Origin of the sequence: Paenibacillus sp. SORGH_AS_0306, from assembly GCF_030819345.1 — a bacterium.
GTDB lineage: Bacteria > Bacillota > Bacilli > Paenibacillales > Paenibacillaceae > Saccharibacillus > Saccharibacillus kyungheensis.
In genome coordinates, this window is sequence record NZ_JAUTBP010000001.1 from 5,180,238 (window position 1) to 5,195,319 (window position 15,082).

A 15,082-nucleotide genomic window follows, 5' to 3' on the forward strand; every position below is an offset into this window, starting at 1 on the left:
AAATTAAGCTATTTGTGTGAGTTGCTCCTTTCATTTTTGTAAATACCTGCTTTGACAGTATACACGCTGTTTCTGAACAATTTCTCAACAACTTTTAGCAATTGGGCAGGAACTTTCGGACAAGTCATCAACGCAAAGCAATGAATTGAAGCAAAGCCAAATACTAGAAATTAAAACTGACTCATTATTTATATCATACAAGCCGACAATAACGCATGAATAAATGATATCTATTCTTAAAATAAGTCGCTAGTACTATAATAAGTCACTGATAGTTTATAAACCAGGAATAAAGTTTTGTAACACCTTGTCGAAAATGAAAAAAAAGCAGGAAACTCTAACACACATCATTTAGAGTTTTCTGCTTTTTTATATTGGTTTTCAAATTAGTTTTATTTTTATTTATTAGCTGTACTATCCATCTGGGCTTTGTAAGCATCTAATTGACGTTGTAGTTCAGCCATCACTTTATCGTAGCCCGCCAATTTGAGCTTATCGCGGTACTCTTGTACAGCTTGCGTAGGGTCGCCAGCTTTACCGTAAGAAATTGCAGGGCCCATTTCACCTGTAACTTGAGAGATCGCTGTTAATTCAGACTCAATCGCTGTTTTGTCGAATACGAATTGTCCGTATGGATACGGTTTTTTAATTTTGTCGTATTCTTTGTACATTGTATCGATTTTGTCCCATGTGGTATCACTAGGAATCTCGAATTTGTCCATACGTCCTGCCCAGAAGTCAGAGTAGAACGAATCATTCGTCTCGTTGTAGTTGGCAGGAAGAACACGTTTGCCGTCTTTGATATCGTATTGAACGCCTTCCATACCGTAGTTAATCAACTGGTAAATTTCTTTGTTATTGCGAATCAGATCGTAAGCCATCAATGCACGTTCAGGATTTTTGCTATGTGCACCTAGAGATACACCACCATGCGTGATTGGCATTTCCAGTAAGTTATTACTTGTACGGGAGAAAGGATACATCATCAATTCAGAACCCGGTTGATCTTTATCCATTTGCACGCGAAGTCCAGAGAATGTCTGTGTATGATGACTGTCCATCCCGTTCTGTCCTGCACGCAGTGCGTTACGTGCATCATTTTTGTTATTCAGTACATCTTCACGCCAGTACCCTTTATCAGCCCAATCTTTCATCATTTTAGCAAAGTCGAGGAACGTATCTTCAAATACAGGGCTAACGACTTTATAGCGATCATCATACGATTCGGTATTGAAAATAGGCATATATCCTGTAGAAATCGGTAACTCTAAATGCGGCGTATACGATTGTACCCAGCCACCAAAGTTACTTGTACTTGCTTGTACATCATAAGGAATCACATCTGGTTTGTTGTCTTTGATCCATTGCAGGTATTTGCCAATCGTATTCCAATCTTTGATCGGTTCTGTAATTCCTGCTTGTTTCGCCCAGTCCCCACGATAGAAGAATCCATGATTGATCCATTGCGTGTAATCGTTTTCAGGAATCAGAACGATTTTGCCATTATATTTACTTTGTGCCCAGTCTTCTTGAGGAATCTCTTTCCATGTCTGAGGAGCATATTTAGGAAGAAGATCATCTAATGGTAAAAAAGCACCCCGTTGTGCATTCGACCATGTATCTAACCAGTCAGTTCCGATCGTGACAAGATCGACAGGTTCACCGGATGCAAGTAACAGATTATATTTGGTCTGCCAATCTGCCCATTCGACCCATTTCCATTGCAGTTCTGCATTGATCTTTTCTTTCATAATCGCATTGACTTTTTCCATGACTTTTTCAAATTGCCCGTTTTTCGGCTTATCGCCAAGTACGACGAAGCTGATCGTTACAAATTGAGAGGTATCACCGCCTGCACTACTGCTTTCTTTTTTACCACCACACGCTGCGAGACTAATGACCATAACAGCAATCAATACTGAAATCGTTAATTTACGAAATCTGGACATCTGCTAACCTCCTTAGAATAAAAGCGTATCTTGCTTGTGCGATATCAAGGGTAGAATACGCTCAGCCTTTGACTGCACCAACAGTAATCCCTTTGATAAAATAACGTTGCACAAATGGGTAAAACAAAATCACAGGACCCGTCGCTACAACAGCAGTTGCCATTTTCATTGTTTCCAGTGGAACATCGCTCATCGCTACGTTAGAAGAAGCCGCAGAGTTACGAATAAAGTCGGCACTGGTCACTACGTTATACAAGAATAATTGCAGCGGACGATAATCCATATCCGGCGAAAGGAATAACATCGCGTTGTACCATTCATTCCAGTAACCCAGTGCAATAAACAGTCCGATCGTCGCTAGTGCCGGAGTAGTCATCGGCAAGATCAGACGTAAAAAGATCGTAAAGTCGCCAGCGCCATCAATCTTGGCAGACTCTGTAATCGCATGAGGAATCGAACGCACAAAACTTTTCATCATAATGATTAGAAATGGTGTTAATAATCCAGGTAAGAGTACAGCAAGATAGCTGTCTTTGAGGTCTAAGTATTGGGTGATTAGCAGATAAAATGGAACCAATCCACCAGAGAATAACGTCGTAAAATAGATAAAAAATGAAATCTTATTACGATATGTGAAATCCGGTCGCTGTAGCGCATAACCGGTCATTGCTACGATAAACAAACCAACTACAGTACCAACAATCGTGATCCCCATTGTGACCAGATAAGAACCGATAATCAGCTTGGGATTTTCAAAAACGATCTGGTAAGCAAATGTACTAAATTCATGAGGCCATATATTAAAGCCGAACTTCTTCACCGCTTCTTCACTGGTAAATGAGGTTCCCAAAATGAGTAAAAATGGAAGTAGACACGAGATGGCAAATAAGCCGATAAAAATATAACCAAACCAACTCATAATAATCTCGGTGTAGTCAGTACGAATACGTGCAGGTCTTGGCGTATTACCGCCGATTAGATCACGTTCATTACGAATATCCATAGATGTTCACCTCCTAGAATAGTGAATTTTCAGGCGATACTTTTTTGACAATCCAGTTCGCAGTTATTACCACCACAAATCCAAATACCGATTGATACAGACTGACTGCACTACCCATAGAGAAGTTGAAGTTAGTCATTAACGAACGGAAAACATACGTTTCGATAATATCTGTACTTGCATACAGTGCAGTATTGTTCGCACCAACCAGGTTGAAGAATAGTCCGAAGTTTCCTTTCAAAATACCGCCTAGTGAGAACAGCAAAAGAATAATAAAGGTAGGTTTGAGCCATGGAAGTACAATATAGATAATCCGTTGAAATGCATTTGCTCCGTCGATCTCTGAAGCTTCTACAATCTCACTATCAAGCCCCATAATAGCGGCAAAATAAACGATAGAGCCATATCCAGTCGTCTGCCATAAGTAGGTGATCACAATAATAAACGGCCATAGATGAGGTTCAGAGTATGCTTTGACAGGATCAAGATGAAGAGACCGCAAAATCCCATTTAATAGTCCATAGTCATAGCTCAAAATATTGTAAGCTAGCAACCCGATCAGAACCGCCGAGATAAAATAAGGCAAAAACATCAGCGTTTGCGATATCTTTTTGAACCATTTTTTGCGAATTTCATTAAGTAAAATAGCTACGGTGATCTGGGCAATATTACCAAGTACAATAAACGCTATATTGTATGCCACTGTGTTAAAAGTAAGTCGCCATAAGTCTCCGGTAATAATCAGAAACTTAAAGTTGTCCCATCCGACAAATGGACTGCTGAATATTCCATCGGTGTAATTATATTTGACAAAAGCCAGATATAATCCAGGCATCGGCAAGTAAGCAAAAATACAAAAGAATACAATAGCTGGCAAGCACATCAGCAGGAGCACACGGCTATTGCGGAATTGCTTACGTTTGGAATTTTTGACACGTACAGCAGGGATCGATTTGGCTGTATCCAAGTGATATTCCTCCTTTGTGCTTTAAACGGTTTCTTTTTTTGTAGCGCTTACATTTTGCTAAGTGTGTTGTTGTTCTTTTTATTGTAAGGGGTTCTTTGCGTTTTCTATTGCACAATAATGCTATTAACCATCACCATTATGCTACGATTTGGATTTTAGAAAAGGGTAAATCGAAAAAATGAAAAGGGTTACAAAAAGAGGTTGTATGATCAATTTCGACATGATATGATAGCAGGCTTAATATTGTAAATGATTGATAGTTTGGAACCCTGTGTATTTGGGGTAAAGGATAACGAAAGCATCTAATGCAAGATGCATACAGAATCGTTATTCTATTGTTCTCAAAGAGAGGGGCATCATTCCAATGACATCATTTAAGTATACGACACTTACTGTACTAGGCAGTCTATTGATTGCAGGAGCAGTAACCGGATGTTCCAACCCGGATGCAACACCTGCTGCACAAGACCAGACCGAAAATAAAGGTCCAAATACAGGTCAGACCGATAGCAGCACTACTGACCAAAAAAATGCAAGCGAACAATCTGATCTAGCGGATCTAAGACAGTATTCGTCTGATCCAAACAAATCAGATATGAACGCTGACTTTAACGTAGTAGGTACATTTGTCAGTCAAAATGAAGATAATTTGACGATCAAAGTAAGCGGTAATGAAGTTGTAATTCCAAAGAAAAGTTCATTTGAAAAAGGCGATTCGTTACCAGACAATATGGATGGCAAAGATATCAGTGTGAAAATTGATAATCAAAGTCAATCCGCTGTTAGTGCAGAATTAGCTACAGCAGCTAACGATGCAGACAACACTACTAAAGATCCAATCGGAACGTATGTAAGTGAAGATACGAAGACCGTTATGATCAAAAAAGGTGAAAAAGAAGTATCCTATAACAAAGCGGCTGATTTCCAAGAAAATGTAGAAGCTGGCGCGGCTGATATGACAGGCAAAACCGTTCAGTTGGAACTGGATGCCGACGGTAATGTTAAGCGTGTTAGCTTGCAATATCAAGATACAAGTTCAGGTTAATTGATCTATTCATTTGACTGCTCTTGATTGTATCTATGTAGAAGATAAACGCTAATTAAAAAGCACCTCTTATCGTTAAAAACCTTCCCTAAGTCACTGGGAATGTTTTCGGATAAGAGGTGCTTTTGTTATACATATGGATCGTGATGATCTAACAGCCAGTACATAGCATTAGTCTGTTAGATCTACGCCTAACTTATGTGGTTAGTGCCAATCTTATTTGTATACTTTAACGCGTTCTTCAACCGGTTGGAATGTTTTTTCGCCAGCAGGAGCCGCAGGTTTACCGAAAGGCATTTGTGCAACTAATTGCCATTGTGCTGGAATATTCCAAGTAGATTTGACTTCTTCATCAATTACTGGATTGTAATGTTGTAGTGTAGCGCCTAGACCTTCTGCTTCAAGAGCTGTCCAGATCACCAATTGCAACATACCGTTAGCATGATGTCCCCAAAGTGGGAAGTTGTCTTTATATGCTTCAAATTGATTTTGAAGATTAGTGATAATATCTGTATCTTCGAAGAATAATACTGTACCATATCCGTTTTTGAACATGCTCATTTTGTCAGCAGTTCCTTGGAATGCTTCTTCGTTATTTACAATACCACGCAATGTTTCTGTTGTGATATCCCATAATTTATCATGTTGCTCGCCTAGCAATACAACCACGCGTGCGCTTTGTGAGTTAAAAGAAGATGGCGTATATTTTACTGCTTCTTCAACGATTTCTTGAATTCGGTTATCTGCGATTGGAGATTCTTTGCTGATTACATAGATAGAACGTCTGTTTTCAAGTGCTTGGAAAAAGTCTAAAGCCATAATGTGGTTCCTCCTTGGAATATCTAAATGTTTGTTACTTACTTTTATAATGATACTACATATTTGTTATAAATCAAGAGGAAAAAGAAAATAATCTTAATATTAAGATAAATAGGGATAACTTTTCGAAAAAAGTTATACACATGTGGATACAATTATTTATTCTATGAGTGTTCGCTGTAATAACATTTGTTTTGTGTACAACCATACACAATCGTATTACCAAAGTCTTCATAATATACTTTTTCTTCAAAAGAAGAAGGTTGTGTAGATTCGATTTTTTGCAATAAGTCTTTAGCGACAGGATAAATTGTACGATCTGTTGAATCGCCACCAATAGCAGGACCACTTGGCCCTTCATATGCGGTAAGTATCCATTGATGTCCATTGTCATCTTGAGCTTGAATAATATAATCGTAGGCTTGTTCAGCATTTTGTGATTGCAAAATAGGTGCACCAAACAAAGTAATTAAAGCTCCTCGAAATTGAGCAGTACCTGTGCCATCTGGTAAAGAAGTAGACAGCATATGAGAAGTACCGATTAATAAATCGGTGTTTTTTAACTTTTTGTATGTATAGAGAGAAGTGAAATTTTTATTTTTGAGATAAAAAGGTGCTTCTTCTTCGTGAGATACTTTTTGGGGTTCAGTGTAACCGAACGTTGAGTCATTATCACTGTATGAATAAGATACAGATGATTGTTTATTAAGATGCTGTGCATACAACCCTGCACTTACACCTGCTACAATCACAAGAAGAGCTATTAGAAATTTCATCAGATGAATATTCGTCCTTTCATATATATTATGGATACAACGCATAAAAAAGTAGCTACTTGATCAGATCAAAGTAGCTACTTTTTAATCTTTTACAACATCGAACATAAATGCTATAGAATTATAGCGCTTTGACCAGTATTTCAGCAAATTGTTCTAAAAATGCTTGGTCTTGTGCATCAAAGCGTTCTTTAAGCGGGCTATCGATATCAAGTACACCAATCAAAGTATCGCCTTTTTACTAAAGGAACAACGATTTCGCTATTTGAAGCGGCATCGCAAGCGATATGTCCGGGAAATTCGTGCACATCTGCAATACGTAATGTGCGACGTTCAGAAGCAGATGTACCACATACACCTTTACCTAAAGGGATGCGAATACAAGCAGGTAATCCTTGAAAAGGCCCCAATACTAATTCTTTACCATCATACAGGTAGAATCCTGCCCAGTTGGTATCGTTCAAGCATTGTTTTAACAATGCAGATGCATTTGCCAAATTTGCTACACGATCTGGCTCATCCGCAATAAGACTTTGCAATTGACTCAAAGCGGTCTGATATTGTTCTTCACGTGTACCGCTATACGCTATATTTTCAAACATAAGTTTCACCTTTTTTCCGATAGATTACAACCATAAAGCCTATAGAACAGTATACAACTGGTGTATTTATTTGCAAATAGTAAAGTCGAAATTGTGCCTAATGACAACAATTAGGTAAATGATAAATAAATAACCCAGAAATTGTTTCCGCTTCTAGGGCGACGGGTAATTACAGCGTGAATCTATTAACCGGAAGGAGAGGAATTTATGCACGCTGAAGTACAGAATTTGTTTATTCGTATTCATCTACTTCACCATTCCAATGAAGAAAAATTAACAGTCAATGATATGCAACCGTTTCTGGAAGATCGGGGTTATCGTGTAGGCGAACGTGAGATCAAGCAAGAACTAGAATATCTGGTGCAGGAAAATATGCTGACCTCCAGTAGCGATGAATATATAATTACAGGTACAGGGATTCAAGAGTTAAAAGCGATTCGTAAACGGTTATCATTATTATGCGGAGAAGTCGTTCCGGGTTCTTCCAAGCAAAGCAGTAGCCGCAAATCGTATAAAGAACCTTCTGTAGTCATGTAATACAATTCGATAAAATGATGATATTGAGAAGAGCGCTGATCTTCGCTATATAAGCGAATACCAGCGCTCTTTTTAGTATGTGGAGAAAAAAGAAATTGACTTCTTTTTATTGTTAACCTAAATTATATAAAGTGGTTAACAATTAATGGAGGTAAGACAATGACAACAAAAGAAATGGTATATGCGGCTTTATTTGCTGCACTTATTAGCGTATTAGCATTGGTTCCACCGATTCCTTTAGGATTTATTCCGGTGCCGATTACTGTACAGACTCTTGGAGTGATGATAGCTGGAGCATTTTTAGGTAAAAAGATAGGCGGTATTAGTCTGGTGTTATTTCTTATCCTGGTTGCGATTGGATTGCCTGTATTACCGGGAGGACGAGCAGGATTATCTGTATTAGTAGGGCCCACAGGCGGGTATTTATTAAGCTGGCCGATTGCAGCTTTTTGTATCGGATATGTAACAGAGAAAGTATGGACTCGTCTCAAAGTATGGAAAATGATTATCATTCATATCGTTTTTGGCGTGTTGTTAATTAATCTTATTGGTGCACCTATTATGGCGCTTATTACTAATACTTCTGTATGGGCAGGGCTTGTTGGAGGTGCCGTGTTTTTACCAGGAGATTGTATCAAAGCTGTAATTGCCGCTATCATTGTATGGCAGTTAAAAGCCATTAGTCCTATAGAAGCAAGGGCGAATCGTTAATCATATTTTGCTAGATAATCATATACAAATAGTTTGAGAATAGGTGTGATTGCATATGAATATTCTGGAACCTTTGATTGCTTATGCGATGAATCATAAAGATAAAATGGCTATAATAGACAACCATCAATATCGTCATCATACGTACTCCTCTTTACTTCATACGATACAGCGTATTGCTTATGGATTGACGAATTATAGCTTACATCAGGAGAAAATTGCGATTTTGTCTTCAAACCGAATTGAGTTTGCAGAGGTATTTTTAGGAGCCATTTATGCAGGCTGTACTCCTGTTCCGCTTGATCCGAAGTGGAGTAAGTACGAAATCAAAATGATTTTACAACAAATTCAGCCATCGATTATTTTTGTAGAGCATCATTTAACGAAATACGTACTAGACCTTAATCTAAATATAGAAGTCATTACGTTCTCAGATGATCAGACAGGCTCTTATCTGGATTGGTTGAGTGCGCTGGATCAGCAGAACACCATGTATTCGCAAAACGAATTATTATTTATTGCATTTACTTCAGGAACGACAGGTGTACCCAAAGGATATATGCGTACTCATCATTCGTGGATAAAAAGCTTTGAGGCGACCAAAGAAGCATTCCAATTAGATTCTATTGAACATGTGTCTGCTCCAGGGCCTTTAGTTCATTCTTTATCGCTATTTGGCTTGGTACAGTGTCTCTATTATGGGGGTACATTTTATCTCTCTAATTCATTTGACCCTGTGCACGTAATCCAACAATGTCAGCAGATTCCTGATTTAATTTTGTTTGTCGTTCCTACAATGATTGAAGCAATATTGCAAGTACAGCCTATAGAGCCACTAGCTATTCAAGCGCTACTATGTTCAGGAGCCAAGTGGAGTACAGCATCCAAGCATCAATGTAGATTGTTGTTTGGTAGCACTCCATTATACGAATTTTATGGATCTTCTGAAGCCAGTTATATTAGTTATTCTAATATTCAACATGATCCTCCTTATTCAGTCGGACGAGCGTTTCCAGAAGTACAGATATCTGTTCGAGATGAGCAATTTCGCGAAGTAGCCGTTGGAACGGTGGGGCAATTGTATATCAAAAGCGAGATGCTGTTTAAAGGATATTACCGTTTACCAGAAGAAACAGAGCATGTATTTCGTGAAGAGTGGCTTGTATTAGGAGACTATGGATATCTGGATTACGAAGGTTATCTGTATATGACAGGACGTGTACGTAACCGCATCATATCCGGTGGTATGAATGTATTTCCAGAAGAAGTAGAAGCTGTATTGCAACAGATGCCTGAGATTGCAGAAGTCATGGTCACGGGAAAAGCACATCCTTATTGGGGAGAACAGATTATAGCGATTGTTCAGTGGAATATAGATTCACCTTTATCTATAGAAATAATCAAAGAGTATTGTCGTTCTTACTTAGCTTATTACAAAGCACCTAGAGAGATTATCACAGTAGAGAAATTCATATACACAAGTAGTGGCAAAATAGCACGTGAAATCATGAAACAACATATAGAAAGTGTGAGTCTATGAACGAAGCTATGATTGTGATGGCTAAACGCACACCAATCGGTAAGATAGGTGGTCATCTTAGTACGCTTGAGCCTCAGCAATTAGTCGCTCCATTGATTAGATATATTGTAGAAGCTACTGAGCTCGATCCGAATCAGATCGATGATGTAATTATAGGAAATGTAGTCGGAGCCGGTGGAAATATAGCCAGATTATCTGCATTAGAAGCTGGTCTACCTGTTGGTATTCCAGGTGTGACGATCGATCGTCAATGTGGATCAGGGCTTGAAGCAATTAATATAGCAGCTCGTCTTATTCAGAGCGGGTCTGGAGATATCTACTTAGCAGGTGGAGTAGAAAGTACGAGTCGAGCTCCGTGGAAAATAGCAAAACCTGCTACACTGATGGGTACTCCGCAGTTGTATACGCGTGCTCCTTTTACCCCGACGATCTATGGCGATCCTGATATGGGGGTTGCAGCCGAATATGTAGCGACAAAGTACAACATTTCTAGAGAAGCGCAAGATCAATATGCTCTTCAAAGTCATCGTAAAGCAATCCACGCTCAGCTCACGAATCGATTCGCACAGGAGATTGTTCCTTTGTATGTCAATGAACAATGGATAACTACAGATGAATGTCCGCGAACTGATACCAGCATAGAACAATTACGTCGATTACCCGCTATTTTTGTAGACAATGGAACAGTCACCGCAGGTAATACTTGTCCGTTGAATGATGGAGCTGCCATAGTATTGATGATGTCTCGTCAAAAGTGTGAACAACTCCAATTGCAACCTATTGTGAAATTTGTAGATGCTCAAGCCGCAGGTGTACATCCGAATGAATTAGGGATAGGACCTATTCCAGCCGTACAAAAAGTATGTGAACGTCAGCAGTTAACTATAGCAGATATAGATGTTGTGGAGTTTAATGAAGCCTTTTCCGCACAAGTATTAGCATCTTTACAAGAATTGAATATTCCAGATACCAAAGTCAATTTGGGCGGCGGGGCGCTTGCACTTGGTCATCCTTACGGGGCTTCGGGAGCGATCTTAATCACACGGCTATGCGCTGAAATGATTGATCAACCTTATCGCAAAGGAATGGCTACACTGGGTATTGGCGGAGGTATAGGATTAGCAACAATAGTGGAGGGGATTGGATGAGCATAAGTTTGCAATCTGTGCATATTACGACAGATTGGATTATAGCCTATACCCAGAGTATTGAATCTCCATTGCAGTATATCAATCATCAATTAATCGCTCCTGTAACCATGCCTATTCTATTCTGGCAATCCTTTGAACCTATAGACGGGCTGAATGTAGATCAACCTGTATTGCATGGATATCAACATTTTGCTTATGAGACACCGATCACAGCAGGAATGAAATTAGATTGTGAGCTTACTTTAATCGATATACAGCACAAAGTGGGCAACAAACATAAATTAACACTTTTTAATTATCAATTGATTGGTTATGAAGAAAAACAATTGATTTTTACATCAAATACAACACTGATCCAAGTAGGTGATACAAATGCAAAAGCAGATTACAGCTAAAGCGATTCAACATTATGCGATGATTGCGAAAGATCGTGCAGATATTCATCTTGATGTAGAAGTAGCTATACAATGTGGATATGATCGTCCGATTGCTCATGGCATGTATATGATGGGGCTTGCTCAATCTCTTTATATTGCTGAACATCCTAGCCAGTGGATCACCACATATGCTATAAAATTCAGCAAGCCTATTTTGGTAAATAGTAACGTTATTTTTCATTTCAGCGTGAATGAAAGTCGTGTAGAAGTGCAAGTGCTTTCTACTGATCACGATCTATTGCTATCAGGACATTTGGTAGTCAAAGAGATATCATGATGAACAAGGTTGCTCTGATTACAGGGTCGACGAGAGGAATAGGACGGAGTATAGCGATTGATTTAGCGAAGGCAGGATACGATGTCATTATCAATGGAACCAACCTGTCTCTAATCGATGATGTGGTTCATGATATTCAGCAAAGTGGAGGCAATGTTCGTGGCTATCTGGCTGACATTTCAGATCCGGTGGCTGTCACAGATATGATCCAATCTATTATTTTACATCACTCGCATATCGATGTATTTATACATAGCGCAGGCAACTTGCATGATGCGTATAGTATCAATATGACCGATCAGGAGTGGCAAGCTGTTATGGATGTTCATATCAATGGAGCTTTTTATAGTATCACTAGAATATTGCCTTATATGAAAGAACGAGGTGGAGATATGATACTAATGACTTCAACCGCAGGTATGAATGGTTCGCAAGGACAGCTTAATTATAGTGTTGCCAAAGCAGGTATACTTGGAATGGTCTGGACACTTGCGGCAGAATTAGAGCGATATGGTATTCGAGTAAATGGAATTGCTCCAGCGGCATTAACCGACATGACAAGGCCGGTTATTGAACGTATTGAAGCCAAATGTAAACTGCTAAATAAGCCTTTTCCTGATTTCTGGAAAGTAGGTTCAGCAGATGATATAGCACAGTTTGTTGTAGCATTATTAGCTGAATCAGATATGAAATTAACAGGAGAAATAATAGGTGTGAATGGTTCGAATATCACTAGATGGCAACGACCTATGCCTGCATTTTCAGCCGATCATATCGAATCATTTTTTGCTACATGGCATCGTGAAAAAAGGAAGTGAAATTATGCTCAGATTGAATCATGTTCATTTTTATTATAAAAAAGGTCGACCTGTTCTCGACGATATAAGTTTGACTATTCAGCAAGGTGAATTTGTAGCAATCGTGGGGGCTAATGGCTGTGGCAAGTCGACTATTGCCAAGTTAATCGATGGCTTGGTTGTACCAAAACAGGGAACTGTACATTGGAATGAATGGGATACGTCCAAGCCAGATGAACTAGCAAAGATCAGGCAACAGATCGGCTATATTTTTCAAAATCCAGAAGATCAATTTATCACTACAACTGTGATGGATGAAGTGTTATTCGGCTTAGAAAATATAGCGTTACCCCGCGCTGAGATGCAACCTCGTGTACAAGAAGCATTACAAGCAGTACAGATGGAATCTTATGTTGATGCACAACCTCATCAATTGTCTGGAGGGCAAAAGCAACGGGTAGCCATAGCCGCGATATTAGCCATGCGTCCGCAGATAATTATTTTCGATGAAGCAACGTCAATGCTTGATCCGCAGGGGAGAGAGCAGATACTTGCGATTATGCATCAGCTCCATCAACAAGGAATTACGATTATTCATATTACACATCATATGGATGAAGTACTGACAGCACAGCGAGTATTGCTGATTGATCAAGGTCGATTGGTATTTGATGGAGCACCTGCTTCTTTTTTTGAAGAGATACCTGTAAATGATTATCAATTACAGCTTCCATTTGCTGTCCATGTTCACCGTCAATTACAACTCACAACTCCTGTGGCAACAGATTGGAAAGAGGCGATTCGTAGACAATGGTCTATCAACTCCAGCACGTAAGTGTACGTTATCAGGAACACGATGCGCTACGAGATATTCATTGTACAATTGAAGCGGGCAAATGGATTTCAGTGATTGGACAGACAGGCGCAGGCAAGTCCACACTGGTGCAAGTATTGAAAGGATTAATTCCTGTTATTCAAGGAGAATATCTGATAGATCATCAAGCCGTATCAAGAGATGCCAGAGGACGATTACAAGTCCGACCGGAGATTGGTTATGTGTTTCAATACCCTGAGCATCAATTATTTGAGACTACTGCAGCTAGAGAATTAGCTTTTGCACCAAGACAGCAAGGATGGTCGACTTTGCATATTCAGCAAAAGATCGCAGAGATTTTGCTTCAAGTCGGTCTGTCTGAAGATGTTCTAGAGCTAGCTCCTTTTCAATTAAGTGGCGGTCAAAAAAGACGTGTAGCGCTTGCTTCGATTTTGATGATGGATCCGCAAGTGCTGATTGTCGATGAACCTACCGCAGGTCTTGATCCGATAGGTCGAGCAACGTTGTTACAGTATTTGCACCAATGGCAACAGCAAAATAATCGTACACTTATTCTGGTATCGCATCATCTGGACGATGTGGCTCAATATTCAGATGAGATTATATTGATGCATCAAGGTGTATTGATAGGTCAGTATGATCCGGTTACTTTGTTGATTGAGCAGTCGCATCTATTAGAACAACATGGACTGATATTGCCAGAATCGATTCAGTTACTCCAGTTGATCGAACAATGGTATGGACAGAAGATTGAGGTAGATAGTTGCCGGGAAGAAGATATTTTCGCCCGCATCTTACCGATCTGGCATCGAAAGGAACAGAGTTATGACTAATCAGGTGCTAATCGGTCAATATATAGAGACGCATTCGGTATTTCATCGCTTAGATCCACGAATCAAATTAATCAGTTTGTTGATACTGATGCTGAGTTTTATCAGTCTGCATACAGGGATTAGCTATCTGATTGCTAGTGTATTTGTTATCGGATTAGTATATTTAACTCGTATTCCGGTTGTGGTGTTTTGGCGTGGATTGAAGCCGTTATGGATCATTTTATTATTTACGTTTGCATATCATCTGTTATTCACACAAGGGCATATCATCTGGTCATGGGGATGGCTTGAGATTACGACAGAAGGGTTACAGAATGGAGGACGGTTTGTATGGCGAATAGTCTTACTGATCTTACTTGCGGCTATATTGACGCTGACTACCCAACCTTTGACGCTGGCATATGGTCTGCAGAAATTAATGTCGCCACTGTCTAAGCTAAACGTACCTGTTGAGCAATTTTCGCTTATGATTGTGATTGCTATTCGATTTATCCCGACTATTCTAGAAGAATTGGAACGTATTTTGCTAGCTCAAAAAGCAAGAGGATACGATATAACAACACTGCGATTCCCACAACGCATACTAGCGTATATTCCTATTCTAGTTCCGCTTCTATTTACTATTGTTCAACGTGCTGAACATCTAAGCGATGCAATCGATGCACGTGCTTATGGAAATGGCAAAGGAAGAACATCGTATCGACAACTTCACTTGCAATCTATTGATTATATAGTGATTGGTATCGCCATCGTATTTGCGGTAAGTCTGTTATTATTAAATATAATGAATAGATAGACGCATA

General features: G+C 39.3%; 16 protein-coding genes and 1 pseudogene. 11 read left to right on the plus strand and 6 right to left on the minus strand.

What is annotated here, in order from left to right; all coding sequences use genetic code 11:
- Positions 1–398: 398 nt before the first annotated feature.
- From QE450_RS23035 to QE450_RS23045, 3 genes are all read right to left on the minus strand, one after another.
- Complete coding sequence (locus QE450_RS23035; RefSeq protein WP_273614746.1) at positions 399–1,949, minus strand: DUF3502 domain-containing protein; 1,551 nt, start codon at positions 1,947–1,949, stop codon at positions 399–401.
- A gap of 61 nt (positions 1,950–2,010) precedes the next feature.
- Entirely contained in the window at positions 2,011–2,952 is a 942-nt protein-coding gene (locus QE450_RS23040; RefSeq protein ID WP_273614747.1) for a carbohydrate ABC transporter permease, read from the minus strand.
- 13 nt (positions 2,953–2,965) lie between these two features.
- A complete protein-coding gene (locus tag QE450_RS23045) occupies positions 2,966–3,835 on the minus strand; it encodes an ABC transporter permease (RefSeq protein ID WP_373462061.1) in 870 nt (289 codons plus the stop codon).
- Positions 3,836–4,283: 448 nt separating this feature from the next.
- Here QE450_RS23045 and QE450_RS23050 point away from each other — a divergent pair, with 448 nt between their 5' ends.
- The gene (locus tag QE450_RS23050; RefSeq protein ID WP_273614749.1) at positions 4,284–4,964 is read left to right on the plus strand and encodes a hypothetical protein; all 681 of its coding nucleotides are present in this window, start codon (positions 4,284–4,286) and stop codon (positions 4,962–4,964) included.
- A gap of 216 nt (positions 4,965–5,180) precedes the next feature.
- Here the strand turns inward: QE450_RS23050 and QE450_RS23055 are convergent, their stop codons facing one another.
- From QE450_RS23055 to QE450_RS23065, 3 genes and pseudogenes are all read right to left on the minus strand, one after another.
- A complete protein-coding gene (locus tag QE450_RS23055; protein ID WP_273614750.1) occupies positions 5,181–5,783 on the minus strand; it encodes a nitroreductase family protein in 603 nt (200 codons plus the stop codon).
- 164 nt (positions 5,784–5,947) lie between these two features.
- On the minus strand, positions 5,948–6,559 hold the full coding sequence (locus QE450_RS23060) for a hypothetical protein (protein ID WP_273614751.1): 612 nt from the start codon (positions 6,557–6,559) through the stop codon (positions 5,948–5,950).
- A 121-nt stretch (positions 6,560–6,680) separates the two neighbouring features.
- Positions 6,681–7,161 (minus strand): annotated as a pseudogene (locus tag QE450_RS23065) (GAF domain-containing protein).
- A gap of 207 nt (positions 7,162–7,368) precedes the next feature.
- Here QE450_RS23065 and QE450_RS23070 point away from each other — a divergent pair.
- From QE450_RS23070 to QE450_RS23115, 10 genes are all read left to right on the plus strand, one after another.
- Positions 7,369–7,698: a hypothetical protein gene (locus QE450_RS23070; protein ID WP_273614753.1), complete on the plus strand. Its 330-nt coding sequence runs from the start codon at positions 7,369–7,371 to the stop codon at positions 7,696–7,698.
- A 159-nt stretch (positions 7,699–7,857) separates the two neighbouring features.
- Positions 7,858–8,409, plus strand: coding sequence for a biotin transporter BioY (locus tag QE450_RS23075; protein WP_307302399.1), 552 nt, complete (start codon positions 7,858–7,860; stop codon positions 8,407–8,409).
- A gap of 55 nt (positions 8,410–8,464) precedes the next feature.
- On the plus strand, positions 8,465–9,949 hold the full coding sequence (locus QE450_RS23080; RefSeq protein WP_307302401.1) for an AMP-binding protein: 1,485 nt from the start codon (positions 8,465–8,467) through the stop codon (positions 9,947–9,949).
- A complete protein-coding gene (locus QE450_RS23085; RefSeq protein ID WP_307302404.1) occupies positions 9,946–11,097 on the plus strand; it encodes a thiolase family protein in 1,152 nt (383 codons plus the stop codon). The genes QE450_RS23080 and QE450_RS23085 overlap by 4 nt, the downstream gene beginning before the upstream one ends.
- The gene (locus tag QE450_RS23090; RefSeq protein WP_307302405.1) at positions 11,094–11,495 is read left to right on the plus strand and encodes a hotdog family protein; all 402 of its coding nucleotides are present in this window, start codon (positions 11,094–11,096) and stop codon (positions 11,493–11,495) included. The genes QE450_RS23085 and QE450_RS23090 overlap by 4 nt, the downstream gene beginning before the upstream one ends.
- Positions 11,473–11,814: a MaoC family dehydratase gene (locus tag QE450_RS23095; protein WP_307302407.1), complete on the plus strand. Its 342-nt coding sequence runs from the start codon at positions 11,473–11,475 to the stop codon at positions 11,812–11,814. The genes QE450_RS23090 and QE450_RS23095 overlap by 23 nt, the downstream gene beginning before the upstream one ends.
- Positions 11,814–12,632: an SDR family NAD(P)-dependent oxidoreductase gene (locus tag QE450_RS23100; RefSeq protein ID WP_307302409.1), complete on the plus strand. Its 819-nt coding sequence runs from the start codon at positions 11,814–11,816 to the stop codon at positions 12,630–12,632. The genes QE450_RS23095 and QE450_RS23100 overlap by 1 nt, the downstream gene beginning before the upstream one ends.
- Positions 12,633–12,636: 4 nt before the next feature.
- Positions 12,637–13,446, plus strand: a complete 810-nt coding sequence (locus tag QE450_RS23105; protein ID WP_307302411.1) for an energy-coupling factor transporter ATPase — start codon at positions 12,637–12,639, stop codon at positions 13,444–13,446.
- On the plus strand, positions 13,422–14,279 hold the full coding sequence (locus QE450_RS23110; protein WP_307302413.1) for an ATP-binding cassette domain-containing protein: 858 nt from the start codon (positions 13,422–13,424) through the stop codon (positions 14,277–14,279). Before QE450_RS23105 ends, QE450_RS23110 begins: the two co-directional genes overlap by 25 nt.
- Positions 14,272–15,075: an energy-coupling factor transporter transmembrane component T family protein gene (locus QE450_RS23115; protein WP_273614760.1), complete on the plus strand. Its 804-nt coding sequence runs from the start codon at positions 14,272–14,274 to the stop codon at positions 15,073–15,075. Before QE450_RS23110 ends, QE450_RS23115 begins: the two co-directional genes overlap by 8 nt.
- The last annotated feature ends 7 nt before the right edge of the window (positions 15,076–15,082 follow it).